Annotated in this window: 32 protein-coding genes; 19 read left to right on the plus strand and 13 right to left on the minus strand. The window is 40.2% G+C overall.

The annotated features are described in order from the left end of the window. The first annotated feature begins 131 nt into the window (after positions 1-131). Complete coding sequence (locus H6G08_RS01190) at positions 132-1448, plus strand: MFS transporter (RefSeq protein WP_190538480.1); 1317 nt, start codon at positions 132-134, stop codon at positions 1446-1448. 287 nt (positions 1449-1735) lie between these two features. Beyond that, the gene (locus H6G08_RS01195) at positions 1736-2539 is read left to right on the plus strand and encodes a prohibitin family protein (RefSeq protein WP_190538481.1); all 804 of its coding nucleotides are present in this window, start codon (positions 1736-1738) and stop codon (positions 2537-2539) included. Between the two features lie 113 nt (positions 2540-2652). On the opposite strand, the gene H6G08_RS37290 is transcribed toward H6G08_RS01195, so the two are convergent. Beyond that, positions 2653-2802 (minus strand): hypothetical protein, encoded by a 150-nt coding sequence (locus H6G08_RS37290; protein ID WP_242046035.1) that lies wholly within the window; start codon positions 2800-2802, stop codon positions 2653-2655. A gap of 2 nt (positions 2803-2804) precedes the next feature. Next, complete coding sequence (locus H6G08_RS01200; RefSeq protein WP_242046036.1) at positions 2805-3239, minus strand: class I SAM-dependent methyltransferase; 435 nt, start codon at positions 3237-3239, stop codon at positions 2805-2807. Positions 3240-3359: 120 nt separating this feature from the next. Between H6G08_RS01200 and H6G08_RS01205 the strand changes: the two genes are divergently transcribed. Further along, the gene (locus H6G08_RS01205) at positions 3360-4139 is read left to right on the plus strand and encodes a class I SAM-dependent methyltransferase (RefSeq protein WP_190538482.1); all 780 of its coding nucleotides are present in this window, start codon (positions 3360-3362) and stop codon (positions 4137-4139) included. Positions 4140-4289: 150 nt separating this feature from the next. Here H6G08_RS01205 and H6G08_RS01210 read toward each other — a convergent pair whose 3' ends face one another. Continuing rightward, a complete protein-coding gene (locus H6G08_RS01210) occupies positions 4290-5093 on the minus strand; it encodes a sulfite exporter TauE/SafE family protein (RefSeq protein ID WP_190538483.1) in 804 nt (267 codons plus the stop codon). Positions 5094-5268: 175 nt separating this feature from the next. Then, entirely contained in the window at positions 5269-5967 is a 699-nt protein-coding gene (locus tag H6G08_RS01215) for a DJ-1/PfpI family protein (RefSeq protein WP_190538484.1), read from the minus strand. Positions 5968-6217: 250 nt separating this feature from the next. Here H6G08_RS01215 and H6G08_RS01220 point away from each other — a divergent pair, with 250 nt between their 5' ends. Together H6G08_RS01220 and H6G08_RS01225 are read left to right on the plus strand one after the other, a co-directional pair. Further along, a complete protein-coding gene (locus tag H6G08_RS01220) occupies positions 6218-6430 on the plus strand; it encodes a hypothetical protein (protein ID WP_190538485.1) in 213 nt (70 codons plus the stop codon). Between the two features lie 500 nt (positions 6431-6930). Beyond that, positions 6931-7761, plus strand: coding sequence for a dienelactone hydrolase family protein (locus H6G08_RS01225; RefSeq protein ID WP_190538587.1), 831 nt, complete (start codon positions 6931-6933; stop codon positions 7759-7761). A 553-nt stretch (positions 7762-8314) separates the two neighbouring features. Here the strand turns inward: H6G08_RS01225 and H6G08_RS01230 are convergent. Beyond that, a complete protein-coding gene (locus H6G08_RS01230) occupies positions 8315-9433 on the minus strand; it encodes a hypothetical protein (protein WP_242046037.1) in 1119 nt (372 codons plus the stop codon). Positions 9434-9722: 289 nt separating this feature from the next. Between H6G08_RS01230 and H6G08_RS01235 the strand changes: the two genes are divergently transcribed. Next, on the plus strand, positions 9723-10979 hold the full coding sequence (locus tag H6G08_RS01235; RefSeq protein ID WP_313940833.1) for an FAD-dependent oxidoreductase: 1257 nt from the start codon (positions 9723-9725) through the stop codon (positions 10977-10979). 636 nt (positions 10980-11615) lie between these two features. Continuing rightward, positions 11616-11861 (plus strand): DUF7219 family protein, encoded by a 246-nt coding sequence (locus H6G08_RS01240; RefSeq protein WP_190538486.1) that lies wholly within the window; start codon positions 11616-11618, stop codon positions 11859-11861. 160 nt (positions 11862-12021) lie between these two features. Here H6G08_RS01240 and H6G08_RS01245 read toward each other — a convergent pair whose 3' ends face one another. Further along, positions 12022-12771 (minus strand): SDR family oxidoreductase, encoded by a 750-nt coding sequence (locus tag H6G08_RS01245; RefSeq protein ID WP_190538487.1) that lies wholly within the window; start codon positions 12769-12771, stop codon positions 12022-12024. Between the two features lie 6 nt (positions 12772-12777). Beyond that, a complete protein-coding gene (locus H6G08_RS01250) occupies positions 12778-13443 on the minus strand; it encodes a class I SAM-dependent methyltransferase (RefSeq protein ID WP_190538488.1) in 666 nt (221 codons plus the stop codon). A 153-nt stretch (positions 13444-13596) separates the two neighbouring features. Between H6G08_RS01250 and H6G08_RS01255 the strand changes: the two genes are divergently transcribed. Continuing rightward, positions 13597-13848, plus strand: a complete 252-nt coding sequence (locus H6G08_RS01255) for a hypothetical protein (RefSeq protein WP_190538489.1) — start codon at positions 13597-13599, stop codon at positions 13846-13848. Further along, entirely contained in the window at positions 13835-14662 is an 828-nt protein-coding gene (locus H6G08_RS01260; protein ID WP_190538490.1) for a phosphate/phosphite/phosphonate ABC transporter substrate-binding protein, read from the plus strand. Before H6G08_RS01255 ends, H6G08_RS01260 begins: the two co-directional genes overlap by 14 nt. 385 nt (positions 14663-15047) lie before the next feature. On the opposite strand, the gene H6G08_RS01265 is transcribed toward H6G08_RS01260, so the two are convergent. Both H6G08_RS01265 and H6G08_RS01270 read right to left on the minus strand, forming a co-directional pair. Continuing rightward, positions 15048-16298: a tetratricopeptide repeat protein gene (locus H6G08_RS01265; RefSeq protein ID WP_190538491.1), complete on the minus strand. Its 1251-nt coding sequence runs from the start codon at positions 16296-16298 to the stop codon at positions 15048-15050. A gap of 529 nt (positions 16299-16827) precedes the next feature. Next, entirely contained in the window at positions 16828-17253 is a 426-nt protein-coding gene (locus H6G08_RS01270; RefSeq protein ID WP_190538492.1) for a YidH family protein, read from the minus strand. A gap of 391 nt (positions 17254-17644) precedes the next feature. Here H6G08_RS01270 and H6G08_RS01275 point away from each other — a divergent pair, with 391 nt between their 5' ends. Continuing rightward, positions 17645-18580 (plus strand): LysR family transcriptional regulator, encoded by a 936-nt coding sequence (locus H6G08_RS01275; RefSeq protein WP_190538493.1) that lies wholly within the window; start codon positions 17645-17647, stop codon positions 18578-18580. A gap of 85 nt (positions 18581-18665) precedes the next feature. Here the strand turns inward: H6G08_RS01275 and nifK are convergent, their stop codons facing one another. Both nifK and H6G08_RS01285 read right to left on the minus strand, forming a co-directional pair. Next, the gene (gene nifK / locus H6G08_RS01280) at positions 18666-19970 is read right to left on the minus strand and encodes a nitrogenase molybdenum-iron protein subunit beta (RefSeq protein ID WP_190538494.1); all 1305 of its coding nucleotides are present in this window, start codon (positions 19968-19970) and stop codon (positions 18666-18668) included. Between the two features lie 224 nt (positions 19971-20194). Further along, entirely contained in the window at positions 20195-20353 is a 159-nt protein-coding gene (locus H6G08_RS01285) for a hypothetical protein (RefSeq protein ID WP_190538597.1), read from the minus strand. A 104-nt stretch (positions 20354-20457) separates the two neighbouring features. Here H6G08_RS01285 and H6G08_RS01290 point away from each other — a divergent pair, with 104 nt between their 5' ends. The 4 genes from H6G08_RS01290 (at position 20458) to H6G08_RS01305 (ending at position 23264) form a co-directional block, all read left to right on the plus strand. Next, a complete protein-coding gene (locus tag H6G08_RS01290; protein WP_190538495.1) occupies positions 20458-21876 on the plus strand; it encodes a site-specific integrase in 1419 nt (472 codons plus the stop codon). A 74-nt stretch (positions 21877-21950) separates the two neighbouring features. Further along, the gene (locus H6G08_RS01295) at positions 21951-22214 is read left to right on the plus strand and encodes a hypothetical protein (RefSeq protein ID WP_190538496.1); all 264 of its coding nucleotides are present in this window, start codon (positions 21951-21953) and stop codon (positions 22212-22214) included. After that, complete coding sequence (locus H6G08_RS01300; RefSeq protein WP_190538497.1) at positions 22215-22679, plus strand: type II toxin-antitoxin system VapC family toxin; 465 nt, start codon at positions 22215-22217, stop codon at positions 22677-22679. Positions 22680-22973: 294 nt separating this feature from the next. Beyond that, on the plus strand, positions 22974-23264 hold the full coding sequence (locus H6G08_RS01305; RefSeq protein ID WP_190538498.1) for a hypothetical protein: 291 nt from the start codon (positions 22974-22976) through the stop codon (positions 23262-23264). On the opposite strand, the gene H6G08_RS01310 is transcribed toward H6G08_RS01305, so the two are convergent. Next, positions 23241-23495, minus strand: a complete 255-nt coding sequence (locus H6G08_RS01310) for a hypothetical protein (protein ID WP_190538499.1) — start codon at positions 23493-23495, stop codon at positions 23241-23243. The genes H6G08_RS01305 and H6G08_RS01310 overlap by 24 nt on opposite strands. Before the next feature lie 33 nt (positions 23496-23528). Here H6G08_RS01310 and H6G08_RS01315 point away from each other — a divergent pair, with 33 nt between their 5' ends. The 4 genes from H6G08_RS01315 (at position 23529) to H6G08_RS01330 (ending at position 25425) form a co-directional block, all read left to right on the plus strand. Beyond that, positions 23529-23801 carry a hypothetical protein gene (locus H6G08_RS01315; RefSeq protein ID WP_190538500.1) on the plus strand — a complete coding sequence of 91 codons (273 nt, stop codon included), beginning with the start codon at positions 23529-23531 and terminating at the stop codon, positions 23799-23801. 160 nt (positions 23802-23961) lie between these two features. After that, entirely contained in the window at positions 23962-24222 is a 261-nt protein-coding gene (locus H6G08_RS01320) for a hypothetical protein (RefSeq protein ID WP_190538501.1), read from the plus strand. Then, positions 24215-24634 (plus strand): pepsin/retropepsin-like aspartic protease family protein, encoded by a 420-nt coding sequence (locus tag H6G08_RS01325; RefSeq protein WP_190538502.1) that lies wholly within the window; start codon positions 24215-24217, stop codon positions 24632-24634. Before H6G08_RS01320 ends, H6G08_RS01325 begins: the two co-directional genes overlap by 8 nt. Positions 24635-24711: 77 nt before the next feature. After that, entirely contained in the window at positions 24712-25425 is a 714-nt protein-coding gene (locus H6G08_RS01330) for a dienelactone hydrolase family protein (RefSeq protein ID WP_190538503.1), read from the plus strand. A gap of 157 nt (positions 25426-25582) precedes the next feature. On the opposite strand, the gene H6G08_RS01335 is transcribed toward H6G08_RS01330, so the two are convergent. Then, positions 25583-26122, minus strand: a complete 540-nt coding sequence (locus H6G08_RS01335) for a DUF2267 domain-containing protein (protein WP_190538504.1) — start codon at positions 26120-26122, stop codon at positions 25583-25585. Between the two features lie 221 nt (positions 26123-26343). Between H6G08_RS01335 and H6G08_RS01340 the strand changes: the two genes are divergently transcribed. After that, positions 26344-26922: an Alr1449 family protein gene (locus H6G08_RS01340; RefSeq protein WP_190538505.1), complete on the plus strand. Its 579-nt coding sequence runs from the start codon at positions 26344-26346 to the stop codon at positions 26920-26922.

Genomic DNA, 26922 nt, shown 5'->3' on the forward strand with positions numbered 1-26922 from the left:
CTTAAATACTGACCAAGGTATGATTATTTGAGTTATCTGCATTGCTATAAATTAAGTAGTAATACTAGGCTTGACTAAGCAAGTATCAATATAATACAAGTTGACGTTAAAATTCTAAATTTAGAGAAAAAATGCGTATTTTTTCATTTATTTGGTTAGGACAACTATTTGCAATGATTGGGTTATGGATGACTGGGTTTGCTTTAGATATCTCAGTCTTTAAGCAAACTGGCTCTGCTACCCAATTCGCTTTCCTGACAATTAGTTTGACAATTCCCACAATCTTGATTTCCCCCATAGCCGGAACATTGGTAGATCTTTGGGATCGTCGCTGGACAATGATTATTAGTCATATTTGTACAGGACTGTGTACCCTAACTTTGATAGTGCTAGTCAGCATGGGGAAGCTGGAAATTTGGCAAATCTACCTCAACAATATCTTGATATCTATTATTAGTACTTTCCATGCACCTGCCTATAAGGCTTCGATAACCTCTTTAGTCGCATCAGAAGATTTACCACGAGTCAGTGGTATGCTGCAACTAGGCATTGGTATTCAGCAAATCATCTCACCGTTAATTGCTGGAACTATGTTAGAAATTGTGGGAATCAAAGGGATTCTCTCGATCAACTTGTCAACATTATTGGTTGCTATTATTACCCTGCTATTGGTGCGATTTGGTGAAATTAGTCAGACTGTTGATGTCGATCGAGATGCTCCTGCTGTCTCATTTTGGCAAAAAATGGTCTATGGTTGGACTTATTTGCTAGAGCGTCCCGGACTATCAAGCTTTTTGATTCTCTTTACTATTTACCAATTCTTAGTTGGCTTCGTGAGTGTATTGGTTTATCCCCTGATACTTTGTGTGTCTACGCCAGCCGACTTAGGAAAAATCACCTTTATGAGCGGTATTGGTATGATTGTGGGAGGTATTGCGATCAGCAGTTGGAAGCATAATTGGCAGAATTTAATTAACCCAATTTTGATTGCGATGTCCTTGAGTGGGGTGTGGATTGCGCTGGCTGGGTTGCGTCCCTCCATCATCCAAATGGCGATCGCTACTTTATTGTTCTTCTTAACTTCACCTTTTATTAGTGCGAGTATACAAGTTATCTTCCAGACAAAAGTGGCCGAACATGTCCAAGGAAGAGTCTTTGCATTGATAGGTGCTATATCCGGCGCTGCTGTTCCCCTAGCGGCGATTTTTGCAGGCCCTCTGGCTGACTATGTATTGGAGCCATTGATGGCTTTCAATGGCCCTTGGTCTAGACAATTAGTGGGACAGTTAATTGGTTCTGGGCCTGGTCGCGGTATTGGGCTACTATTTGTCATAGTTGGGTTTTTTGTCTTTTTAGCAGCAATAATTGCATACCAATACCCAGCCATCCGCCAACTAGGCGATAATATGCCAGATTATGGACAATTACCCGAACCGGAAAACCAATAGTAACGCTACTGAGTAAGTTAAAAGCCAACAGTCAACAGTCAACAGTCAACAGTCAACAGTCAACAGTCAACAGTCAAAAGACTTATTTTCTAGGCTTTTGTGCCATTTGGAATGGTATTTTGATTTACCAATGACAAACTGGGATGATACAGCATATTTCAGGTAAATGAGGTACACACATAGGGGTATGGCACTGCCATGCCCTTATAGTTATCTGTACCTCACCATGACCTTACAATGATCTGTACCTCAGCAACTTGGAATCTGCTGTCTTTATTGTAGATAATATGAAAAAGACTAAATTAACAAATAATGCTGGTAAATTAACTGCATTTTTAGTTCTACTTACAATTATAATCACGCCTTTTGTCATAGTCAATCCAGGGGAACGCGGCGTATTAATGGAATTTGGCCGAGTTCAACAGACAATTTTACCAGAGGGTATACATGCAATAATTCCTTTGGTGAATACAGTCCAAAAAATTAACGTGAGAATTCAAAAACAAGAAATATCTGCGGAAGCTTCTTCTAAAGATTTACAAGATATTTTTACTGATGTAGCTTTGAACTGGCACATTATTCCTGATGAGGCGAATCTGATTTTTCAGGAAATTGGTGATGAAAAAGATGTAGTGGAGAAAATTATTAATCCCGCAGTCGAAGAAGTTTTAAAAGCAGTTGTCGCCAAGTATACAGCAGAAGAAGTAGTTACCAAAAGAGGTGAAGTCAAATCGAGTGTTGACGATGCATTAACTGCAAGATTGCATGGTTACCATATTGCAGTTGATGACATTTCACTAGTTCATGTGAATTTTTCCGATCGCTTTAGTGAAGCTGTTGAAGCGAAACAAATTGCTGAACAAGATGCAAAAAGAGCAGATTTTCTCGCTTTAAAAGCAGTTAAAGAAGCTGAAGCCAAGGTAAATTTAGCTAAGGGAGAAGCAGAAATTAATAGATTATTACATGATAGTTTAACGCCGGAAATTATTGAAAGACAAGCAATTCAAAAGTGGGATGGTAAATTACCTTTGATTATGACTAAGGATACACCAAAATTGTTAAATCCTAGCGAAATTTTAAAACTAAAATGAATATAATAATTTGAAAATTAACTCACTTTATATGTAGGGAAGCCAGTGCGTTGCGGAGGTTCCCTCCGTTATAGCAACTGGCGTTGTGTTGTCGCGCAGCGCAACGCACCGAATTAATTATTACCCTTCCTAGCATGAGCATAAATAAAATAGTTTTCAGTCACTTTGACATCAGCAATAAAACCAACTTGTGACAGATAATTTTGCAGTTCATCTGGCTGATAAAAGATTTTCACGATTTGAAATTCTTGTCCGTCAATCAATTTTAGATTTTGGATTTACGATTTTGGATTAACCAGAAAGAGAAAAATACTAAATCATATTCAGTATCAGGTTCCCAAGTAAATAAATCAACTTGCTGATATTCTACATGGGGTGAGTTTAATTTGCTGCGATTAATGGCAATTACTTCGGCTGAAGCATCAATAGCAGTAATTCTATTACCAATTTTTAACAGTTCTTGCGTCCAAATGCCAGTTCCACAAGCTAACTCTAATATTTTCTCTGGTTGTCCAATTTGTTGTAAAGCTTGTTTAACAATCTCAACTTCTCTAAACCAACGCTGGTTTAGCTCCTCACCGCGATTGTAACGATTCAGACGGTAGAACCATTCATCATATTCACTAGCTCTGGCACTATAATAGGCTATTTGTTGTTGCAGAATGCTTTCACTAAGCGTTTTAGAAGAAGAATCACTCATTAAATTTGATGCTAAATTACTGTATTTCTGTAAATATACCGTATTATACTAAAATAATCCGCTTAGTTGCTTTTGCAAGTAAGATTTTCTATATTTTTAACTATCACTAGAGTGTTAGATATGCCTCTTTATGATTCAATTGGCAAACAATATACAAAAACTCGCGTTCCTGACTATCGGATTGTTCAAAAGATAATTGATTTACTCAATTTACCTCCTGGTAGTATTATCGCTGATATTGGTGCGGGAACTGGTGGTTACTCGCAAGCTTTAGCAAATCAAGGATTTTCTGTTTATGCGGTTGAACCATCATCAGTAATGCGTCAACAAGGTTCAGAACATCCACAAATTAAATGGTTTGCTGGATATGCAGAAGCTTTACCTTTACCCGATAAATCTGTTGATGGGGTAATTAGTATTCTGACAATTCATCATTTCGCGAATTTAGAGAAATCATTTCAAGAAATGCACCGAATTATTCAGAAAGGGCCAATAGTATTGTTAAGTTTTGATATTAGATTTGCGACAAAAATTTGGCTGTATGATTACTTTCCTTGGATGTGGGAAGATGCAATAAAATTTCTCCCACTTCACGAACTTACAAGTTTAATTGAGCAGAATACTCACAGGGTAGTTGAAGCCATACCTTTGATTTTACCCTATGATTTATCTGATTTATTTGCCGCAGCAGCTTGGCGGCGTCCTGAGTTATATCTTCAGCCGGAAGTGCGTGCAGGAATTTCTTCTTTTGCTTTGGGTAATCCTGATTTGATTGCATCTGGGGTGAAATCTCTCGCAGCAGATTTAAGTAGTGGAGAATGGGATGTAAAGTATGGAGAAATTCGTCAGTTAAATGAGATTGATTTAGGATATCGTTTTTTGAAAGCGACGATTGAATAGCTTGGCTGATGCAATTGCTATATTATATTAATTCTGTCGTGAGGACTTTAGCCATCACTACAAATTTAATTATGAAAACGTAGTTGTGAAAAACTTTGTGGTGCGTTGCGCTACGCGACAACACACCCTACATTTTGATATTTTGATTTTTTAAGCTGAAGGTGTGAATAACTCAATTGCACTAGTTGACTGATTTTGCGTTTGAGATTTTCGTAATGTAATAAACGCCAGGATAGCTACTACTGTAAGATAAATACGTTGTAACCAAACATTGCTCAATTTAAGAGTTAAACTGCCGCCAATTATGCCACCGATAAACATGGTAGTTCCGAGAATTATGCCTAAGTTGTAATCAACTATTCCTTGCTGTAAAAAAATTATGGTGGCTATCAATGAGGAAAATATATTGATAAATTTAGTAGTAGCGATCGCTTCTACAAATGACATGCGAAATAGCATTATATATGCAGCAGTAAGTAGGGTGACATAACCACCACTAAAAAAACCTCCATAAATACCCAATATAAATGTGACTACATAGCCAGCAATTTCGGCAATTCGTGGCGGAATAGCAGTAGATGGGGTAACTCCAGCATGACGATTAATTACTGATAATATCGCTACTATGATCATGGAAAGAGAAATGATTAATGGCATTGATTTACTAGGTAAAATCAGTACCAATAATGCGCCTAAACATGAGCCGACTATTGTTAATAAGGTGAGTAAGGGTAAGCGTTGAGGATTAATTACTTTTTTACCAATAAAAGGTAAGGTTCCGCCAATACTCATCAAAGTTAGTGCGAACATGTTGGTAGCGATCGCAGTTCGCGGTTCTACGCCAAATTCTAGCATGACGGGTACAGTAATCAAGGATGTGCTACCAGCAATGACGCTAACAATGCTGGCTGAGAAAAATATCCCACCCAGAAGAATTATCTGCAAAATATCCACAATTTAATTTTCCAAAAACTTGTATTTAGTATTCTATGAGTTGATTTCTTAATTATTTACTTACTTATTAATTCTTAAAAATAGCAATATTTTATACCAATATTCTTAGTAAGAATTAGTTGATGTTGGTAACAAATAAGTTGGTAAATTATCTCCTAATAAAAGATAGAAAAGCTTACTGTTGAGCAACTATCTTTTGGATGATTTGTCTGCGTCTATCTTGACGATTTTGGCTAGCAGTCTTGACGCTATCGATGACATTATCCGTTGCAGTTTGGGGAGAACCACTGTTAAAAGGCGGTTGAGGATTGTATTCTATTCCTAGTTGAATTGATTGCGCAGTAGCTTCACCGTATAATTCCGCAGCGATGACTAATGCAAAGTCAATTCCTGATGTCACACCACCGCCTGTAATGCGATCGCGATCTATGACTACTCTTTGCGGTACTACCTCAACGCCAAACAACGCCAACAAATCTAGAGATAGCCAGTGAGTAGTGGCGCGATAACCTTGGAGTAACCCAGCAGCAGCTAATAGTAAAGAACCCGTACAAACAGATGTGACATAGCGGGCTGTTTGCGCTTGAGTTTTGAGAAAGTCGAGAAAATTCCTATCTTCTAGTTTGGCATCAATACCCGGCCCGCCAGGGACAAATAACACATCCACAGGTGGGGATTGTGCAAAGGGGGTGTCAGGTAAAAACCTCAAACCGCGATCGCTTTGGATTGGTTCTAGAGTTTCTGCTAGTAGGTATAACTTTGTATTTGGTAATTTAGCAAAAACTTCATAAGGCCCGGTAAAATCTAACTGCGTTATATTAGTAAATATGACAATTCCTATGGATATAGCAGGGTTATGCTCTGCGTTACTCATGATTTTTTAAATTTTTAAAATCAATCACATATCTTTTTTATATTTTAATTTTTTTTCACAAATATTTTAATAAGAAAAACAAATTACTAATGTAAAAGCACTTTTAGTCAAGATATGTTTAAATAGATTATATACTTTAATAATTTTTTATGGTAAAAATACGTACACTTTTTATTGAAGCATCGAATATTATTTAATCTATAAAATAAGTAATCAATTATCTATCGGCTAAATAAACGAGAAACATTTTATGAGTAAAAAACAACAAGAAACAGTATTATGGGTAGATTTGATGCGTGAGAGGCTGAAATATTCGACGAATGGCTTATATATTTTAGAAATTGAATATTATTTAAACAAAATTGCCGAAAATTTGCATGATGACAGGCTAGTTGATGATTATATCTACAACCTGCAAATGTTACGCATTCAAAGACAACAGGAAATTTCTAATTTAAATTAGTTTAAGCGCGATTAGACTTGTCCATTTAATAGCTTTTATTATTTGTCGCCTTCACAGTGGGTGGGGGTATACCCGTAAGTATCTACGCCGTGCGGTTTGTGGAAAAGCGATCGCGCTACAAGATTCTGCTTCGCTCTGGTATTTTTATCTGACGGAATAATTTTTATATAAACTTTTATCGCCGCAACAAAGCGCTTCTCAATATTATTACCACAATAATTAAAATTTTGTAGCTTAGAAACCCCTGAGAATGAATTTTCAGAGCCAAAGCTCAAGTCTACTTTAATATATTCAAAATTTTGACGTATATCTGAGCTAGATCTGAATATGTAAATTTATGTAAAACTAATAGTTAGTGTAACTAAGCAAGGTTGTATTTGTTTCAACAGCAAAAAACTGTGAAACATCACCTTGACTAGCTGCTCATCCCTAACACTTAGCCCTAGTTTCTACCCCTGACATCATAAAATCAAACCTGGATAGCTGAAGGCATAAAGATGATTAAAGAAATAACTCGTCGCAACTTTATCGCAACTGCTAGCCTTGCTACAGGCTTTGCTTTAGCAGTACAGCCTGTGACAGCGAAAGTCATCACCACCGATTCTCAAGGATTAGTCGCAGGTGCGGTGAAAATTCCTGTAGCAGATGGAGAAATTCCCGCTTATAGAGCGCAACCAGCAAGGGGTGAGAATTTCCCGATTGTGCTGGTGATTCAAGAAATCTTTGGCGTACACGAGCATATTCAAGATATTACCCGCCGCTTTGCTAAGTTGGGATATTTAGCGATCGCACCGGAATTATTTGTCCGTCAGGGTGATGTGTCAAAATTAAGCAATATTGACGAAATTCGCCCGATAGTAGCTAAAGTCCCCGATGCTCAGGTATTATCTGACTTAGATGCCACTGTAGCTTGGGCGGCAAAATCTGCCCAGGGAAACGCCCAGAGAGTTGGAATTACGGGTTTTTGCTGGGGTGGGCGAATTACTTGGTTATATGCAGCACATAATCCTCAAGTAAAAGCTGGTGTAGCTTGGTATGGCAGACTAGTAGGTAATGCAACAGAACTGCAACCCACGCATCCTGTAGATATTGCTGCAAAGCTCAAAGTTCCCGTACTTGGATTGTATGGCGGTAAGGATACAGGCATTACTTTAGATACAGTAGAGCAAATGCGCGATCGCTTAAAGTCTAGCAGTAGCAAATCGCAAATTATCGTCTACCCTGATGCACCCCATGCCTTTTATGCAGATTATCGCCCTTCCTACCGGGAAAAAGAAGCAAAAGACGGTTGGAACCGCCTGCAAGCTTGGTTTAAGCAGCATGGGTTGTAAAAACTGCTGAGTACATTAAGGGCACAATATGTTGTGCCCCTACCTATATAGTCAATTTTCCATCCCCGTGAGGGGTAAGAAATTCAATACAAGTATTCATTTGCGAGAGAGAAGATGCGATCGCCATTTTCCATCCCCTTTCGGATGCATCTGGCGAAGTCGGGGTAAGATCCGTCGCTTATCCCGAAATCTCGCCGTCACCCTTCTAGGGTGACGGCTAATCCTACAAAGCCCACCTTCGTGGGCTTCGCAGCGTGAGCCAGTGGCTTCCAGCCTGCGGGCGGTGTGTCGGGTAAGCGAGAGAACAGTTTATATCACGTTATTCTTACAGCTATTTTCAGGTAAATAGCACTAAGAATTCTTGACGATGAAATAGGCGATCGCACATTCAATCATTAGAGCGATCGCTTCTAGAATTCAAATAGTGTTGGCGACACATCAATATATTCTAGAGGGCATCGCAATGCCATGCCCCTACAATCTGTCACCTTCTTTTTTCAAATTGGGATAAAATCCAAAATCTAAAATCTAAAATCTAAAATCCAAAATTGCATCACCGCTTGCGTTGTACATAGCTAACCCCATCCAGCCAAATCACACTCTTGGGATCTTGCGGATCTGTAATCAGAATGCGCCGCTCGCTAGATTTATCATCGTAAGTAATGTACAGTGTTAACCCCTGAACGCGATAGGTACCGCGCTGATTGGGTGCGACGCTGTTGATAGCAACTGATTCGTTACTTGCACCTGCACCTTGACCGCGTAGAACTCGTCCATCGGGGAAAAAGCGATATTGTTGCCATGCTACCACGGAATCACTACCGCCAATCGCTACGTTTCCTGTACCGGAGATTGAGCGAAATAAGCCGTTAAGTTTGAAATTATCTGGTAATTTAGGATATGTCTTGGAGAAAGGTAAGGCTTTCCACTCGCCTTTGTTTGCTAGTTCTATTTTGCCACCTTGACGCCGCCAACGAGTCCATTCATCTGGGTTAGCGCGTTTGTGGGCTGCAATTCCACCCTTAAAAGCTAGCCCTTCCACATTAGTTAAAGCCTCACCGTTACGAAACAGTACTACAGGATAAATATCAGTAGTTAAAAAGCCACCAATACCCATTTTTGTCCGGGAATTGAAGCCAAAGCTATCAATCTGCTTGGCAATTTCGTTATTTCCTGGGGAAGTAACAGCTTCAGGTTTTTTAGCAGCCTGTTGCGGAGCTTTTTTCGGCGTTTTCGGTGGTTGACTTCCTGATGAAATGATTTGCGGCGATACTTTAGCAAATTGAGCATCGGGTAATTGTGACAGGGATACAGCTATAGTACAAACATCAACATTGGCGCGTTGACTGGTAACTGGTTTAATAATTGCTTCTAAAGCTGTGTCTAGTTGTCGTTTTTGAGTAGGGTATTTATCAAATTCCGGTAAACGCGCGCGGATTTGGGCGACACCATTGGCTTTTTCCCAAGCTTGAACTTTAGCCGCATCCCCAGCATTAAAGCCGCTACCTTGCTGACATTGGGTAGCAAAGTAATCGAATGCTCTCACTACTAGCGCCGCCTTCATGAAGGCTTCACTTGTGATGTCAGGATTTTGCCCATAGACAACCTGCACTCCAGCCAGTGACATTACCAAAGTCATAGCGATCGCATTTACTCGCATACAAACCCCCATATCATGACGTTAACGGTGGAATTAAACGACAGTAGATATGTATAGCACCCACTCATGCAGATTATGTCAGTTATTCGCATCTTTACAGTTGTCAGTTGCTCTAGAATACAACAAATGATTAAGGGACTTCCAAGTAAAAAAATATTCCATTACTATTGTTCACTGTTGACGGTTGACTGTTAACTGTGAACCGTCAACTGTCAACAGTCAACGTTTAACGGAATAATTTATTTTTTGGAGTTCCCTAAAGTCAGAGAAATATCTTGTTTTAGCAAAGGTACGGAAATAAATGATGAATCCACCTGCAAGCGCACAAGAAAAAACTCAGCTTGAGCAAACATCAAAACCACTGGTGCAAAAAGTTGCAATTATTGGTGCTGGGCTTGGGGGTTTGGCTGTAGCTGTAGCACTCCGCAAATTAGGGTACAACGTCCAAGTATACGAAAAAGCACAAGATTTCCGTCCTGTCGGTGGTGGATTGGGTTTACTTCCCAATGGCTTGAATTTTCTCCAAGCGATCGCGCCTGAACTCGTTACATTAATTAAAAATTCAGGTTGTGAAGTAATTACAACCGTTTTGAAAAACAACCAAGGAGAAACAATTCGCACTAATCCTGCCAGCAGGTATCAGGATAAATACGGTCAGCCATTAGTAACTGTGTGGTGGTGGCATTTACAGCAAGTGCTTGCTTCTCAATTACCAGCTGATATTATTCATCTTCATCATCGTTGTCTTGGTTTTCAACAAGATGATACTGGCGTAGAAATATATTTTGATAATGGTTCTGTGGTAAGTGCAGACTTATTGATTGGTGCTGATGGCATTAATTCTGTCATTCGCGAAGTTTTAATTCAAGATGGCAAACCACGCTATTTAGAAAGCATGTCTTGGCGTGCTGTGATTAAATGCAATCAACAGGTGCTAAATCCCGGCGAACTCGGTTTTGTTAAAGGGAATCGAGATTTTATGTACCTGCTAAATGTTGGCGACGGTCATTTTGCTTGGTTGTATCGTCGCTTATCATTAGATAATAGTCTTTCGGAAAATCCAGCTGCTGTAAAATCGCGGATTCTCTCTTACATAACCGATTGGGGAGAATCATTACGTGCATTAGTCGAAGCAACACCAGCCGAGCGAATTTTAGAAGGGCCAATTTGCGATCGCTTACCAGTAAATTCTTGGAGTCAAGGAAGAGTCACCTTGTTAGGTGATGCAGCTCATCCAATGGCTCCAGCTTTAGGACAAGGCGCAAATAGCACTTTTGAAGATGCTTATGAACTAGCATATTCCTTATCTCAAGCATCGAGTTGGCAAACAGCCCTAGCTAACTACGAACAGCGCCGCATTCCCCGTACCCAAAGCATTCAAACCCGCAGCGCCATAGGTGAGATGCGCTATTACGAAACAGAAAGCGAAGCAGCAGCCAGACAAATGCAAGAGCAATCAGCCATCAGTAGAGAAGAATTTCAGGATTCCATATTCAGCTACAAACCACCTCAGGCGATCGCACTTCACGCAATTTTGGAGTCAGGATTTCAGTCCTGATTTGCGGACTAAAGCGACACATCTATCTATTCTAAAGGGCAATGCCTTGCCCATAGGTGTCAACTTAACGCAAAACCATCTTACCGCAAGGAACTGAAGTTCCTTGCTAATAGCCAAAGTCATCTCAAGATGACTAAATATCCTCAAAATCTTGAGTCTACTTCAGTAGGGGCGGGTTCACAGATATGCTCCAATAATTCACGACTATCTCGCTTAACCCGCCCCTACTTGGACTTTGGCCCTGAGAATTCATTCTCAGGCGGGCGACGCTTGTACAGAGGTATTTTTAACTTACAGCTATTTTCAGGTAAATAAACCACGCTGTAGGGGCACGGCACCGACAATCTTTTGGTACATACAATAATTTTACTGTTGCCGTGCCCCTACGACAGATGTGGTTCAAATAGGTGAAAACTGCTGTAAGTTGACACCAATGGGCAATGCCTTGCCCATACAATCTGTCGCATTCTTGTTTCAAATTGCTATTAGCTCCCCGACAATTTCATCTTTGATTGTCGGCAAATTCACTGATTACTCAATACTCAACTGTACTACCTCATTTAGTGAAAGTAGCAATGTCAGGAAATTGAAGACTTGCTACTATTTTTCCGTCGAGATTAATACCAGGTACATACCATGACAGAATCAAACCGCATCAACAAAGATAAATTTACCTATCCTCGTAGCCGTTACTATGGGCAAGTAAAACCAGAGAATTTAGTATTTAATGCCAATCTCCAAGAATTTTCACACAAAGTTGGTTATATTTCCAGCCTCGAAACCAACGGTAAGCTTTCACCAGAGGAAGCTTACGAGCAGATTAAAACAGTGTGGAAGCAGTTAAAAAAATCCAAAAAGGAATTAGGAATTACAAGTAAGTAAAATTTCCTATTTCCCTCGATTACTGAACAATTTAAGTAAGTCAGCGTCAACAAACCAAACTATATTACAAAAAGTAAATAGACTTGAACTCCTTACCATTGACAAATGACTAATGACTAATGACAGCCCTTGCCAGTTATATTTAATTACGCCGACCTACTTACCAATATTGCAATGTTGGGCGAATGAGAATCTCATTCACGTTGACACGTGGCGGTTGTGTCACAGCATAAGCGATCGCGGCAGCAATATCTTCACTTTCTAAAGGCGTCAGGGAACGACGGCGTTCTTCCATGTTTTGTTTAGCTACAGGATCGGAAATGCGATCGTTAATCTCTGTATTCACTAAGCCTGGTTCAATAATAGTTACGCGGATATGATCCTGGCAAACTTCTTGCCGCAAGGCTTCTGAAAAACCGTTCACGCCCCATTTAGTAGCGTTATATACACCAATTCCTGGCCTTGCCGTGCGCCCAGCTACCGATGAAATATTCACGATATGCCCTGCACCTTGAGCTTTTAAAATTGGTAAGACCGCATGGGTAACATAAAGCAATCCCAACAAATTGAGATTAATCATATCCTTCCAATCGGCGGTATTTCCCCCATCAATAGCACCGATAGCTGCAATCCCTGCATTATTCACCAGGATATCTATCCGCCCAAATTCTGTTTTTGTCTTGTGGACTAAATTCTGTACTTGAGCTTCATCTGTAACATCAGTAATAATGGGTAGAGCTTTACCACCAGTGGTAGCAATTTTTTCTGCCAGGGCATTTAAGCGATCGCCTCTGCGCGCAGCCAATACCACTGTTGCACCTTCATTTGCTAGAGCTATGGCTGTAGCTTCGCCAATACCAGAAGAAGCCCCGGTAATAATTGCAACTTTGCCGTCTAATTTATTTGTCATGATTAATTAACGCTTAATTGCTAAAGTCAATCCATCGGCTATGGAAATCAAGCTTAAATCTATCCGCTCATCTTGATGCAGCTTGTGATTAAACTCTCGAATCGCATTAGTAGCAGAGTCTTGCACATCTGCGTTTGCTGCTCGTCCAGACCAGAGTACGTTATCAACAGCAATCAATCCACCTGGTCTAATTAACTGTAACACTCTTTCGTAATAAGCATAATAGTTTTCCTTATCGGCATCAATAAAGGCAAAATCAAAGCTTCCTGCTTCACCTGCTGATAATAATTTATCTAAAGTCTCCGTCGCTGGAGCTAATCGCAGGTCGATTTTATCTGCTACACCAGCTGCTTGCCAATAACGCCGAGCAATATCGGTAAATTCTTCACTCACATCACAAGCAATGATTTTACCGTCAGCTGGTAACGATAAAGCAACGCTTAAAGAACTATAACCTGTGAAAACTCCTAACTCCAGAGTCTTCTTTGCGCCAATCAGCTTAACTAAAAAACCGAGAAACTGTCCTTGTTCCGGCGCTACCTGCATATTTGCTCTGGGATGACGCGCTGTCTCTTCCCGCAGTTTAAAGAGTAATTCTGGTTCGCGCAAAGAAATAGACAACAGATACTCATAAAGTTCGTTAGATAGATGCAGCGTTTTACTACGAGTCATAGGGCTTTTGGGATTGTTACAGGCAATTTTCAGCCTTAGCTTAGTCGAATTAGGGAATTTTAAATTCTGGCATTGGGCTGATATAGTTTATAATGTACATTAAATCTATCGACTTAGAGTATTTTATTTTTTGCATTGAAGGAAGACAGCGAAATGGCATTAGCCCAAAACATCAGTATCCCAGACAATCAAACAGTAAATCGCCCTTTATTCTCAAAGAAACCACTAGCGATCGCAGCCTTGTTACAGAAGCTATGGTGGCATACTAAAGGGTATACAACAGTTTTGGGTATGATGGTGCTAACCTTTGGCAGTTTGGGTTTTTTATACATCTATGTTTCCGCTAAGAAGTTAACCCAACTATCTCAGCATCATCCTGTTGTAGAAAAAAATGAATATAGATAAAAGGTTAAGAATTGTATCTTATCTAGCGCCTAATTGGTTCGGATTTTATCAAGCGATCGCAGCTTATTTAAGTCGGATTTTACCACTAGAAACCCAACTACAGCAAAGCGAAATCGATCCCTTAGAAGATCCACAGTTATTTCAAGACCAAATAGACCTAGCTTTTATTTGTGGCTTACCACTAATTCGCTATAGTCAAATAGTCTATCACCAATTGCAGACATTAGTTGCACCTGTGATGGCATCATCACGCTATCACAACTTGCCGATTTACTATGCAGATGTCATCGTCAATGCTCGTAGTCGTATCCAGAGGTTTGCAGATTTATCGGGTAAAACATTTTGCTATAACGATGCAGGTTCTAACAGTGGTTACAATTTACTCTGTCATCGGTTACTTCAAGAAACAGATCCGCAAAATTTCTTTGGTAAGACTATACAATCTGGCTTTCATCAGCGTTCAATTCGCTGGGTAGTGGAGGGATTAGCAGATTGTGCAGCCATTGACAGCGTGGTATTGGAACAGGAATTAGAAAACTCTCCCGAATTATCACAGCATTTGCGTGTGGTGGATGCTTTAGGCCCTTCTCCTATGCCACCGTTAGTAGTAGCACAGCGTTTAGGTATAGCTTTAATTGAACAAATGCGGTTAGCATTACTGCAACCCGATGCAGAGTTGCAAGCAGTGATGGCAGAATTTGGAGTTAAGCGTTTTGCTGCAGTTGAATTAGAAGATTATCAAATACTTAATCAAATTTATCGCACCCGCGCTTGTGTGAGCTTGTCTTCAATATCAGGGAATTCCAGAAAATAAATTATCCTATTTTCATAGCGACAGATTCTTTCTCCTCTGTGTCCTCTGCGTCCTCTGCGGTTTAAAAATTCTTTCTTGAACCGCAGAGACGCGGAGAGCACAGAGAGAAGAAATAAGGGACTTCCAAATAAAAAAAGGTGTTGCTGATTTATGGGATGATTTTTGTCTCACGCAAAGGCGAGGCAGCGCGTTGCGGGGGTTCCCCCCGTTGTAGCGACTGCCGTTGCAAAGGCGCAAAGAATTGACTTTCAGCTTTTTCCAGAAGTCTGAATTCATCTCGCAAATATGCAACGCCTAAAAAAATATTCCAATCATTAACTTACCAAACCCGCAACTCGTAGGGGCGGGGTTACCCCGCCCCTACTATCAACTCGGTACCTTGACACTAAGCTGTAATCCCATAAATCCGATTCTGCTGTTGTGCCAAAAACAGAGCATCTTGATAAACTTGCTCAAACAATACTCGCTGTGCATGACTACCGCCAATTTCCTGGAGGCGCGACAAAACAGGTTTGAGTTCTGCAACTGTCCTATAAAAATCACCTTGAGCATGAGCTAGCATTCCTCTAGCTGCGGGGATTGCTACCTCTAACCAACCTCTTCGGAGGAAAGGATTGATAGTCAAAGCATGATGTTGCATACTCTCTAACATCTGATTTGCTCGTTGATGATATCCAGCTTTGGCAAAGGCGTAGACATAATGCAAATCTTGAAATGGTAATGCATGTTCGCCAATGCGGCTGTCAAGATAATTACTCATATCTTGCCAGCGATCGCCTACATTTACCCTGCGTAATTCTAAACGCAATAACAACGAAATTGCCCCTACTTGGTCTTTAGGCGATTGTTTGTTTGCACGTTCCCAAACGTGAGTATCGTAAAGTTGCAGTACTTTTTGGTAGTTTTTTTGCTCTAAATAATACAGTGCAATATGCCACCAGTTATGAGTGTAGAGCATTGAATTGCTGTTTTCCCAAGTATCTGCAAAAGCCTCCATCCAAGCTATACCCTCACTAACTCTTCCCTGAGTTTCCATTACGTGAGCGATCGCATGATGCGCCCAAGGATCGTATTTATTGAGAGCGATCGCTTGACGCGCTATTTTTTCTGCTGCATCCAGTTGGTGACATTGTTCTAAACCAAACGCCACCATCCCATATAAATAATGCTGTTCTAAATTACTTGGTAAAACTTTCTCGGCAATTTGTAATAATTTATCTTTATCGCCTATGTAAAAATAATGATATTGTCCCTGCTGTACCGAGATTAAATCATGGGGAAATTTATCGGTGATTTCTTCATGAAGTGCGATCGCCACATCAATCTGCTGATTTGCCCATGCTAAAATAGCCTGCACATATAAGCGTTCTCTCGTCGTTGTCTGAGCTAAATATTTTTGTGCAGCTTGCAGATATGGTTGTGCTTGCTTCCAAGCTTGACTATTTTCTTGACTCAAATAATAAGCTGCTGCATAACCATGAGCTAATGCACAAGTGGGATCGGCTGCAATAGCTTGCAAAATCGCTGTTTCTGCATCTCTGCCATAGCCAAGCGCTTGCTCGATAAAATTATTAATAGCCGCGATCGCTTTGGCTGAATCTGTCGTGACAATCAGTCCTTGTGCATCTTTGAGCATAATTAATTCCTTACACCACAATCTGTAGAGGTGCTAATAGCATCTCTAACTAAAAACTTGATTTTAAAATACGGTAAATCGGTCGAGTAATGTGCTTATTTTTTTGAGTATGTCACATATATCGCAAAACTGCAAGTATTAACTACTGTAATTCGATAGACAAATAGTATTTTTGTCGATTTGGAAAAAAGAATGCGATAAACTTAGCGTGAACCCCGTTTACCGCAAGGAACTGAAGTTCCTTGCTCATAGCCAAAGTCATCTCAAGATGACTAAATATCCTCAAAATCTTGAGTCTACTTCAGTAGACTTGGGCTATTAGCCTGAGAATTCATTCTCAGGCGGGCGGCAAAGCTAAGAGTGAGGCTATTTTTAGCTGAAGTTGACACCAATGGGCATTGCCTTGCCCTCTAGATAGAATATATTGATGTCTCGCCAAAAGCAAAATTTGCTCCCTAAGCGCAGTCGCAGGGAGCAAAAAAAAGTAAAAGCATAAATTGACTGTAGAGTTGACGATCAATAAAATCCATCACTCCAGTATAAAACTATTCAAATAATCTAGAGGCACAGTAAACACATAATAAAGTACACGACCACCGAGAAGAACTACAGCCAAGCTAGCAAGCAATATCCAACGGTCTGGAGGTTGATAAGTATCCTCGTCAATATCGCGACGAACTGCGAAATAATGCTGAGTAGAAAGTAACACTGTTAACACGCCAACTAACGCAAATGCTAAACCCAACTTCCAACCACTACCAGGCGGTTGCGGTGCTAAAGGCGGACGAATAATTCGCAAGCGGACAATTAACACCCCAAAACCCATGAGCGCAATCCCACTTCGCATCCAAGCTAAATAAGTACGCTCATTTGCCAAATGATCCCGCACTCTGTCCGATCTATATTTCTTTTTTTCTACAATCTTTTCTGCCAATTCTTTTGCTTCTGTCTTCATTACATTTAAATCTTCAACTAACTGGCTAAAATGCGCCTACAGACTTCCCAGTAAAAAATATTCCCTGATAACAGTCAACAGTTAACAGTCAACAACTTGAAGCGGAATAATTTATTTTTCGGAGTTACCCTACTCGCTGTATAACACCTCACATTTAAAATTGTGTTTAAATCTTGTGTATAAGCATAGTTTCAGTCTATAACTCCTTCCAAATCAAAGCAAACAGTCTTTTTTGTTAAATTCATAGACTGAATTTATGGTTGTGCAGCTCATACATATAACCATAATAACCATATCACGAACATATACAACTAACTACAGTTATCCGCTAAATTTAGCGTATAATGCTTTTCAGGTAATTAAAAAACTAACCAAGCTGCACATAGTCCCAATGACGCTGGAACAGTTGCGAATTTTTTTAGCCGTAGCGGAAATGTTGCACTTTACTCGTGCAGCCGAAACACTTTATATTACTCAGCCAGCAGTGAGTGCGGCGATTCAAAGCTTAGAGACAGAATATGGTGTGCGGTTATTTCATCGCATTGGCCGTCATATAGAAATCACAGATGCGGGTAAATTATTACAGCGTGAAGCGCAAAAGATTCTTGACCATGTAGAGTTAACCAAACGCGGCTTAAAAGAGTTAAATAATTTACAACGTGGAGAGCTAAAAATAGGTGCAAGCCTCACCGTCGGTAACTATTGGCTACCAGAAAAAATAAGTCAATTTAAGCAATTATATCCTGGTATTTTTATTAATTGTAAGTTAGGTAATGCAGAAGAAATTTGTGAAGGAACTGCTGTAGGTATCTATGATTTGGGTTTAGTCACAGGAGATATTAAACCATCATTACAGCAATCTTTAGAGAAAGCAGAAATAGGACGCGATCGCCTGCAAATTGTTATCGGTAAATCTCACCCTTGGTATGGGCGTAATGAAGTTTATCTAGAGGAATTATTTAATACAAGTTGGGTAATGCGCGAGTCTGGTTCCGGCGCACAGCAAATATTTCATCACGCCTTACAAAGTTGGGGAATTGAACCCAGTAACTTAGATGTTGTCCTTAACCTGACTACCAGCGAAATGGTAAAATCCGTCGTCGAAAGCGGCGTAGGTGCAGCAGCAATTCCCGAATCAATGGTGAAAAAAGAATTACAATTAGGAACCTTACACGCCGTGCAAATTATTAACAGACAAAAAAAATGCCATAACAAATTAGAAATTATCCAACCTGTATGGAAACTCAAACACCGTCAACGGTTTCATACCAGAGTTATGAGCGCCTTTGAAGATATGCTGATTCAAGAAGATATGCAAGTTGCTTAGGTTAAAGCGGAAGTGAAAATGTTATAAATAATACTTGCCACTAAATTTTGTGGCGCTAATTGCGATCGCTCCTCATAACTTATAATTAGCCTGATAGCAAACGCATTAGGGAACGTAAGTGCCACAAGTCTTTACCTGCCCAGATTTTAGCTTCCTTACCGAAGGGGCTAGAATCTAGCAATGCTTGAAGTTCTTTTTCAAATACTTCGTTGGAGTTGTGAACCAAAATGTGAACGGGTTCAGCACCCAATTCCAACATGAAGCCAACAACACTGTAAACCAAATCAGGATCGCCGTAGATAGCGAAGCGCTTACCGTGAACCCAAGCATGGGAGTCAGTCATAGCATCAACTGCACGACCGCGTTCGATTTCTAGCTCTTCAGGAATGGGTTTACCAGTCAGTTCGCTGAGTTTAACTAGGAACTCATCAGTAGCTTTAATGCCCCAAGGACGAGAAACTACTACATCTTGCTTCCATTCTTTAGCGATGTACTCACGGGTCTTAGGAGTAGAATGAGCTTGCAGTACAACTGTAGCCTTAGCATTAATTGCATCTGCTGCATCTTCTAACTTAGTACCACCTGGGTACATATCGAATTCACCAGTGTTAGGTGCATCCAAATAATCGCTGTTGTCAGAAAGAATGGTGTAGTCGATACCGAACAGAGAAGCAATACGTTTTACTTCCCGGAGGTTACCAACGTAGGTGTCAAAACCAGAGATGAAGTTAATTTTGCCATTGCTGGTGGATTTCTTCTTACCTGCGGTTAAGGTAGAGAGAATTCCCTTCATCATGTTGTCGTAACCAGTGATGTGGGAACCAACAAAGCTAGGAGTGTGAGCGTAAGGAACTGGGAAATCTTGAGGAACAGAACCAGCGTTCTTAGCGTTAGTAATAAACGCTTGTAAGTCATCCCCGATAACCTCAGCCATACAGGTGGTGCAAACTGCAATCATCTTGGGCTTGTACAGAGTGTAAGAGTTTGCCAAGCCATCAATCATGTTTTGCAAACCACCGAACACGGCTGCATCTTCAGTCATGGAAGAAGACACACCAGAGAATGGTTCTTTGTAGTGACGGGTTAAGTGGGTACGGAAGTAAGCCACGCAACCTTGAGAACCTTGAACGAAAGGTAAAGTACCTTCAAAACCAACCGCAGCGAACATAGCGCCTAAAGGTTGGCAACCTTTAGCAGGGTTAACTGTTAAAGCTTCACGAGCGAAGTTCTTTTCACGATAATCCCAGCTTTTTGTCCATTCCGCAACTCTTTCTACTTCTGCGGGGTCGTGACCGTTTTCAAACTCTTTCTTGTTTTGGAAAAGTTGTTTGTACTCCGGTTGGTGGAATAGCTCTACGTGGTCTTGAATTTTATCTGGATTCTGAGGCATTTCTGGATCTCCAAGCTGACTGAATTCGTGACTGACTGGTCAAAGATGAGGATTTCTAGCGGATTGAGTCACGAGAGTTGCAGGTGGGGAGCGGGAATATTAATCAAAATTCAAAATGCAAAACCAAAATTCCCATTTTAATTTTTAATTTTGAATCTTGGATTCCCAATTCCCCCCTGGGGTTTTAAGCCCCAGGCCCCTTCTAATCTCTCGATTCCATGTCCTTAAACGGTAGCTTTAGCCTTAGCTCCAGCTTTCTTGCTCCAAGGAGCACCAATTAAACCCCAGGTTGGGCTGTTGAGTGCCAAATCCATATCACGAGCGAAGATAGCAAATCCGTCATAACCGTGATAAGGGCCGGAGTAATCCTTTTTATGCTTCAATGACTTTCAGTAGCCTAATGTTCGCCGCAATCAATGTCAGTTTCAAACATTGTTCGCCCAGAACACATTTATTTTTAGGCTAAATCTAGGCTAAAGATACCGCAATGCATAACCAGGGTCAAGACAAATATCAACAAGCTTTTGCTGACTTAGAGCCAGTTTCGTCTACCGATGGCAGTTTTTTCGGCTCAAGTCTGCAAGCACAGCAGCAAAGAGAACACATGAGAACAAAAGTCCTGCAAGAGTTAGAGAAAGTAAATCTGCGTTTGAAGTCTGCAAAGACAAAGGTAACAATTCGCGAATCTAACGGAAGTCTGCAATTACGGGCGACGTTACCAATTAAACCGGGGGATACAGATAAAAATGGGACTGGGAGAAAGCAATATAATATTAGTTTAAATATTCCCGCCAACTTAGATGGATTAAAAACGGCGGAAGAAGAAGCTTATGAATTAGGTAAGTTAATTGCACGGCATACCTTTGAATGGAATGATAAATATTTAGGTACTGAGGCAATTAAAAAAGATTTTCAAACTGTAGGAGAATTACTCGCCAAGTTTGAAGATGAGTATTTTAAAACTCATAAACGCACTACTAAAAGCGAGCATACATTTTTTTATTACTTCTCAAGAACACAGAGATTTACTAATTCTCAAGATATCGCCACGGCAGAAAATTTGCTAAATGCTATTGAAAAAATCGATAAAGAATGGTCTAAATATAATGCAGCTAGAGCCATAGCGGCATTTTGCCAAACATTTAAAATCGAAATTGATTTATCTAAATATTCTAAAATGCCCGATCGCAATTCTCGCAACATACCCACAGATGGGGAAATAGCCACCGGAATTGCCAAGTTTGCAGAGTATCTGCATACTAGAGGTAATCAAGTAAATCAAGAAGTGAAAGATAGCTGGCAGCTTTGGCGCTGGACTTATGGCATGTTAGCAGTTTTTGGTTTACGTCCGCGAGAATTATTTATTAATCCCGATATTGATTGGTGGTTGAGTCAAGAAAATATAGATTTAACCTGGAAAGTTCATAAAGATTGTAAAACAGGGGAAAGGCAAGCCTTACCTTTACATAAACAATGGATTGAAGAATTTGATTTAAGAAATCCCAAGTATTTAGAAATGCTAGTGACAGCGATTAGTAAAAAAGATAAAAATAATCATGCCGAAATCACAGCTTTAACCCAAAGAGTTAGTTGGTGGTTTCGGAAAATTGGCTTAGATTTTAAGCCTTACGATTTACGCCATGCTTGGGCAATTAGGGCGCATATTTTAGGCATACCAATTAAAGCGGCGGCAGATAATTTAGGGCATAGCGTACAAGTACATACCCAAACTTATCAGCGTTGGTTTTCCCTGGATATGCGGAAGTTGGCTATTAATCAAGCTTTGAGTAAACGGGATGAAGTTGAATTGATTAGAGAAGAGAATGCAAAGTTAAAGATGGAGAATGAAAAATTAAAGTTGGAAATTGAGAAGTTAAAAATGGAGTTAGTTTATAAGCGGAGTTAAACTATCTCAACAAATAATCTTTGTTTCTGATAATATGTTATGATTGCTATTAATAGTAAAGCAAATAAAATCAGATGGCAAGATTAATACTAAATCAAATACTTGAGCAGCTTGAAAGTTTAGAAATAGAAGAACTTGAGCAACTGCATCAGACGGTAGCAAAATATCTTGCAAATAAAGAAGAAAATGTTAAGCAAGCAGCTTTTCATAAGGCTTTAATTGATGGTGGTTTAGTTAAGCAAATAAAGCATCCTATATATGAACCAATAACGGAGAGAAGACTTATTCAGATTGAGGGTAAACCTATTTCTGAAACTATCATTGAGGAACGCCGTTAGATGGCAATTTATTTTATAGATAGTAGCGCATTAGTGAAACGTTATATTAGGGAAAATGGATCGAACTGGGTATTGGGGTTATTTGATCCATCTCTCAATAATGAAGTATTTATTGCGGCAATAACTGGTGTAGAAATTATAGCAGCAATTACTAGACGCTCGCGCAGTGGTAGTATTAGCATTACAGATGCAGCCATAATACGTAATCAGTTCAAAAGTGATTTACAAAAAGACTATCAAATTGTTGAAATCACAGACAATATTATTAATTCAGGAATGGTATTGTCTGAAACTTACGGCTTACGAGGTTATGATGCTGTTCAATTAGCAGCAGGTTGTGCAGTTAATAGCCTGTGTATTGCTAATGGATTACCTCCGATTACTTTTATTTCCGCAGATAATGAGTTGAATGCAGCAGTGTTAAGTGAGGGATTATTGATTGAAAATCCTAATAATCACCCATAGTTAATGCGGTGCGGTGCGTTGCGCGACAACACACCCTACTTAGTAGTTACTCAATCTCAATTTAATAACTAGCAACAATAAGTAAAATTACGGGCATATCATTATAATGATGTGATTGGTTTGTTTGTTAAAACTCAACTATTGTGAAGTTGCTAATAAAACGTTTTGCTAATGAGTCGCAATATAACGGTAAATAAACTCTTGGTGGTTTTTATGCGTAATAACCCACTTGTTAATGCTTTTAGGCAAGAAATAAAGTAGAAGAAGTTACTTGTTAATGAAGGAAGCATTTTAATGCTCAGAATAGACTTAGGATTTGTGGACAATTTTGGTGGATCAGTAATAACCATTGATATTCCTACTGCTACTCTAACTTTGGGTAGTGCTGCTATTGGTGCATATGTAGGATCGGTTGTTGGTGGTCCTGCTGGTACAGCAATTGGCGCAGTTGTAGGGGCTAGTGTTGGAAGAATAGCTGCCGCAGGTCCATTAGAATACTGTAGAATTACGATTTTAGGTAATCGTCAGATGGAAGCAGCCTTTAGCTATTCACCACATCTACTAACGGAGGGTGCGGCTGTCTAGCATAATCGCATTTCTTACGTAGGGTGTGTTGTCGCGTAGCACAACGCACCACCCCATTATCTCAAACATCCCAAATATCCGACGCAAACCACGCTCTACGGCTAAACAAAAGGTGATGTCTGCGGAGTTGGTTACTGAATAGATACTGATTTCTACAATAATCAGGAGTGCGAATCGCTCTTTTGTAAAAATGCGATCGCACTTCACTCGCTGCCAATGCTTCGATATCATAGGAATATCAGGTTCTGGTTAGCAGATCGGATTATGGAAAGCATTAAGGTTAGGACATATATTGGTAATGACGGAATTCTACAAGTTCAGCTGCCGCCAGAAATTATTAACCAAGAGTTAGATGTGGTGATTGTCTTTCAACCTGTGATTCAGGAAGCCTCACAGTCTGCAAGCAAAACACCCCAAGAATTAGGATACTCGCACAAGTTTGTTGCTGAAGTAGTAGGTAGTTGGGAAGGTGAACCACTTGAACGTCCAGAGCAGCTTGCTTTTGAGGAAAGGGAGGAAATTCTGGTAATAAGTTAGGTTAGATAGCAATCTAGATTATGCTTGTGGACTGTTGAGGCGATCGCATTTTTACAAAAGAGCGATCGCACTTCACTCGCTGCCAATGCTTTGATTTTATGGGTTAAAATAAGAAAAATTCAAGAGATACCTCAATTTTTACCTATTAATAATCTGTGATATGCCTCTAAATGAGTTGCTAGCGGCTGTTAGTAAGCTAACCCATCAAGACAAACTGCGCCTGATACATTTTCTCTTGCTGGAAGTAGCAAGGGAAGAAGGATGCAATTTAGAATCTCCTGATAATCAAAACCAGGAAAATATGCTTTTACAGCAACTAGAATCAACTGAAGCAGTTGTATGGTCTCCTTATGAAGCGTATGAAGCTGCTCAGACATTATCTGAACTGTTGATAGCAGCGAAAAAAGAAGGTGATGCTTGAGGGTAAAAGATTTCCGTTTATTGAGCGTAGCATAACTGTTGGTGTTTCTAGCGCTATGCCCTATTTACCATTGACTTTAAGTTTTAGAAACAGAGCTATTGAAGTCATGGCTTTGCTGGATACAGGTGCAAGTGTTAACGTATTACCTTATGAAATTGGTTTGCAACTAGGAGCAATTTGGGAAGAGCAAACAGTCCCAATTCAGTTAAGCGGGAATCTAGCGAGTATGGAAGCACGGGGTTTAGTGCTATCAGCTAAAGTTGCAGAATTTCCTCCTGTCTTACTTGCATTTGCTTGGACAAAATCAACAGAAGCACCTCTAATTCTCGGACACATGAATTTCTTTACAGAGTTTGATGTTTGTTTTTACCGCGCTGATTTAGCTTTTGAGGTGCGTCCTCGAAGAAAGTAAACTGCTGCTCTTCTGGGTGAAAAACAGTCACAATAAATACATTCCCTAACTGTTCTCGTCACAGCAGAGGTAATCAGGTGCAAATCGAACAAACCGAAGTAATAATTCCTACTCCCGGCGGACAAATGCCGGCTTGGTTATGTACCCATGCTGAAGGTAAACGCCAGCCAGCCGTTATCTTATTAATGGAAGCATTTGGTTTAACATCGCACATTCGCGATATTGCAGCACGAATCGCCAAAGAAGGTTACGTAGTTCTCGCGCCAGATTTGTACTATCGCGAGTTACCTAACAATAAATTTGGCTACGATGAAGTTGAGTCAGCGATGGCGATGATGTATCGTCTCGATTTTGGTAAACCCATGAAAGAAGATATGCAGGCGGCGTTAATTTATGTAAAATCACGCACTGATGTGTATCCTGATAAAATAGGCGTGACTGGTTTTTGCTTAGGTGGGGGTTTGAGTTTTTTCACCGCTTGCTATTTATCATCAGAGATTGCGGCGGCGGCTCCTTTTTACGGCATGGTTCTCGATGAGTGGTTGGTTGAGGCAAAAAATATTACAGTGCCAATTTACTTATTTTTTGGCGGTGTCGATCCATTTATTCCGAGCGATCGCATCAAGCAAGTTGAGTCTCGGTTACAAGAACTCGGTAAAGAATACAGTATTAAAGTCTATCCTGACGCCGATCATGGGTTTTTCTGTAATGAGCGTTCTTCCTACAATCCTGTAGCGGCTGAAGATGCTTGGCGAGAGTTGACAGGGTTTTTCCGCAAACATCTTCAGTAGAAATAAAAAACTAAATCCTATATATGGGTAAGGGTTTAGCAATGCTAAACCCCTACGAAAAATCTATCTGGCTCGAGATTTTTGTAAATTGGTATTACTCGGTGCAAATATGTTTGCGATCGCATCTACAAACAGACTTAATTTTGCCTACTGCGAATTAAGCTTGTTCCCAAAGTGCGCGGATTTCATCGGGAAGCCAGCCAGCAATTTCTTGAATCCGTTCTGGAGAAAGTTCGTCTTTGGTTGCAGCAAATACCGCTTGAATCGCTCGATCTCTGTCTACTGTTCCGGGAATTCCGCTTTCATTAGCAACTCTGGTAAGAAACAGATTAGAATCAATGCCAATGGGAGCCGGGCCGCGCAAAGGTTGACGAACGCGACTTAAAAATCTCACAATGGGGTTAGTATCTTTCCAGAGTTCAGCAACTTCCATTTGCAGCGCTTTTTCATCTGTCTCTAAAGCTGGATGATGCAATTCTGATTCAACGCGATCGATCGCATCGGTTGTCATCAAGTCGCGCATCACGCGAAATACGACTTCGCTAAAGTCTCTAGCATCATAAAGATCCGCGAATCCGCTTCTCACCATCACTTTTTCTAGGAAAGAGCGATTTTCATCCGCGATCGCAGTGCGAGCATCTTCAATCTCTGTGGGGTCAACTTCTGGAATGTTTTTTCTAAATGTTTGATCGGGCATAGTTCTTTGTTTATTAATCTTGAGTCTTTATGCTTACCTATGTAAGGTCGCACAAATCAAAAACACTTGGTCTCATCCAGAAGTTCGAGATGTCATATATCCAAAAGTAAGAAATTCAGCCGCTAAATTTCCTCTGGCTAGTTTCAAAGCGGAATAGCTGAGGATTTGATACCATAATCAAAATGAGTGATCGCCGTCTTGAGCAGATATGCAAACTTCCTATGACAAAGCGCAAGAAAAGCAATCTCCAGTGGATTAAACAAACCCTTGAACTCAAACCCGATCATCGTTGGGAATCGCCATCAGGCTACAAAATCTTTGTAGCCAATCGCGGCGCTGTTCGCTTCAATGTACCCCAAAATTGGGTTTTTGAGCCACAAGAAAAATCTTTCAAGTTCATGGACAAAAAACCACCCAATGATGATTGCTGTCTAGAAGTATCTTTTAATCAACTTCCGCCTAATGATTGGAGTATGTTTCCCCTCAAAGCCACCTTGCGCAAAATCATGGAAGATGATAGCCGCAATGTGATTGAAAGGGGAGAAATTATTACCGTCAAGCGCCAAACAGCCAAAATTGTCTGGACAGAAATTAAATTTATTGATACCCAAACCGAACCCAGAGACGCTTTTTCCCGGACTTGCATTGGTTTAGGCTCAAATATTCAATGTTTAATTACATTCGATTATTGGGCGGATCAAGCAGAAGAATTAACACCAATTTGGGATGAAGTAATTCGCAGTTTAACACTGGGATTATATATCCGCGATCCTCGCACTGGTTTAGCTTATCCAGATTAA

Origin of the sequence: Calothrix anomala FACHB-343, assembly GCF_014696435.1 — a bacterium.
In the GTDB taxonomy this organism is placed as follows: domain Bacteria; phylum Cyanobacteriota; class Cyanobacteriia; order Cyanobacteriales; family Nostocaceae; genus Aulosira; species Aulosira anomala_A.

Coding starts and splice junctions, on each gene's coding strand:
- H6G08_RS01190 (WP_190538480.1), top strand. CDS start 132: ATGCGTATTTTTTCATTTATTTGGTTAGGACAACTATTTGCAATGATT.
- H6G08_RS01195 (WP_190538481.1), top strand. CDS start 1,736: ATGAAAAAGACTAAATTAACAAATAATGCTGGTAAATTAACTGCATTT.
- H6G08_RS01200 (WP_242046036.1), bottom strand. CDS start 3,239: ATGAGTGATTCTTCTTCTAAAACGCTTAGTGAAAGCATTCTGCAACAA.
- H6G08_RS01205 (WP_190538482.1), top strand. CDS start 3,360: ATGCCTCTTTATGATTCAATTGGCAAACAATATACAAAAACTCGCGTT.
- H6G08_RS01215 (WP_190538484.1), bottom strand. CDS start 5,967: ATGAGTAACGCAGAGCATAACCCTGCTATATCCATAGGAATTGTCATA.
- H6G08_RS01220 (WP_190538485.1), top strand. CDS start 6,218: ATGAGTAAAAAACAACAAGAAACAGTATTATGGGTAGATTTGATGCGT.
- H6G08_RS01230 (WP_242046037.1), bottom strand. CDS start 9,433: ATGGGGGTTTGTATGCGAGTAAATGCGATCGCTATGACTTTGGTAATG.
- H6G08_RS01235 (WP_313940833.1), top strand. CDS start 9,723: ATGATGAATCCACCTGCAAGCGCACAAGAAAAAACTCAGCTTGAGCAA.
- H6G08_RS01240 (WP_190538486.1), top strand. CDS start 11,616: ATGACAGAATCAAACCGCATCAACAAAGATAAATTTACCTATCCTCGT.
- H6G08_RS01245 (WP_190538487.1), bottom strand. CDS start 12,771: ATGACAAATAAATTAGACGGCAAAGTTGCAATTATTACCGGGGCTTCT.
- H6G08_RS01250 (WP_190538488.1), bottom strand. CDS start 13,443: ATGACTCGTAGTAAAACGCTGCATCTATCTAACGAACTTTATGAGTAT.
- H6G08_RS01255 (WP_190538489.1), top strand. CDS start 13,597: ATGGCATTAGCCCAAAACATCAGTATCCCAGACAATCAAACAGTAAAT.
- H6G08_RS01260 (WP_190538490.1), top strand. CDS start 13,835: ATGAATATAGATAAAAGGTTAAGAATTGTATCTTATCTAGCGCCTAAT.
- H6G08_RS01265 (WP_190538491.1), bottom strand. CDS start 16,298: ATGCTCAAAGATGCACAAGGACTGATTGTCACGACAGATTCAGCCAAA.
- H6G08_RS01270 (WP_190538492.1), bottom strand. CDS start 17,253: ATGAAGACAGAAGCAAAAGAATTGGCAGAAAAGATTGTAGAAAAAAAG.
- H6G08_RS01275 (WP_190538493.1), top strand. CDS start 17,645: ATGACGCTGGAACAGTTGCGAATTTTTTTAGCCGTAGCGGAAATGTTG.
- nifK (WP_190538494.1), bottom strand. CDS start 19,970: ATGCCTCAGAATCCAGATAAAATTCAAGACCACGTAGAGCTATTCCAC.
- H6G08_RS01290 (WP_190538495.1), top strand. CDS start 20,458: ATGCATAACCAGGGTCAAGACAAATATCAACAAGCTTTTGCTGACTTA.
- H6G08_RS01295 (WP_190538496.1), top strand. CDS start 21,951: ATGGCAAGATTAATACTAAATCAAATACTTGAGCAGCTTGAAAGTTTA.
- H6G08_RS01300 (WP_190538497.1), top strand. CDS start 22,215: ATGGCAATTTATTTTATAGATAGTAGCGCATTAGTGAAACGTTATATT.
- H6G08_RS01305 (WP_190538498.1), top strand. CDS start 22,974: ATGCTCAGAATAGACTTAGGATTTGTGGACAATTTTGGTGGATCAGTA.
- H6G08_RS01310 (WP_190538499.1), bottom strand. CDS start 23,495: ATGATATCGAAGCATTGGCAGCGAGTGAAGTGCGATCGCATTTTTACA.
- H6G08_RS01315 (WP_190538500.1), top strand. CDS start 23,529: ATGGAAAGCATTAAGGTTAGGACATATATTGGTAATGACGGAATTCTA.
- H6G08_RS01320 (WP_190538501.1), top strand. CDS start 23,962: ATGCCTCTAAATGAGTTGCTAGCGGCTGTTAGTAAGCTAACCCATCAA.
- H6G08_RS01325 (WP_190538502.1), top strand. CDS start 24,215: ATGCTTGAGGGTAAAAGATTTCCGTTTATTGAGCGTAGCATAACTGTT.
- H6G08_RS01335 (WP_190538504.1), bottom strand. CDS start 26,122: ATGCCCGATCAAACATTTAGAAAAAACATTCCAGAAGTTGACCCCACA.
- H6G08_RS01340 (WP_190538505.1), top strand. CDS start 26,344: ATGACAAAGCGCAAGAAAAGCAATCTCCAGTGGATTAAACAAACCCTT.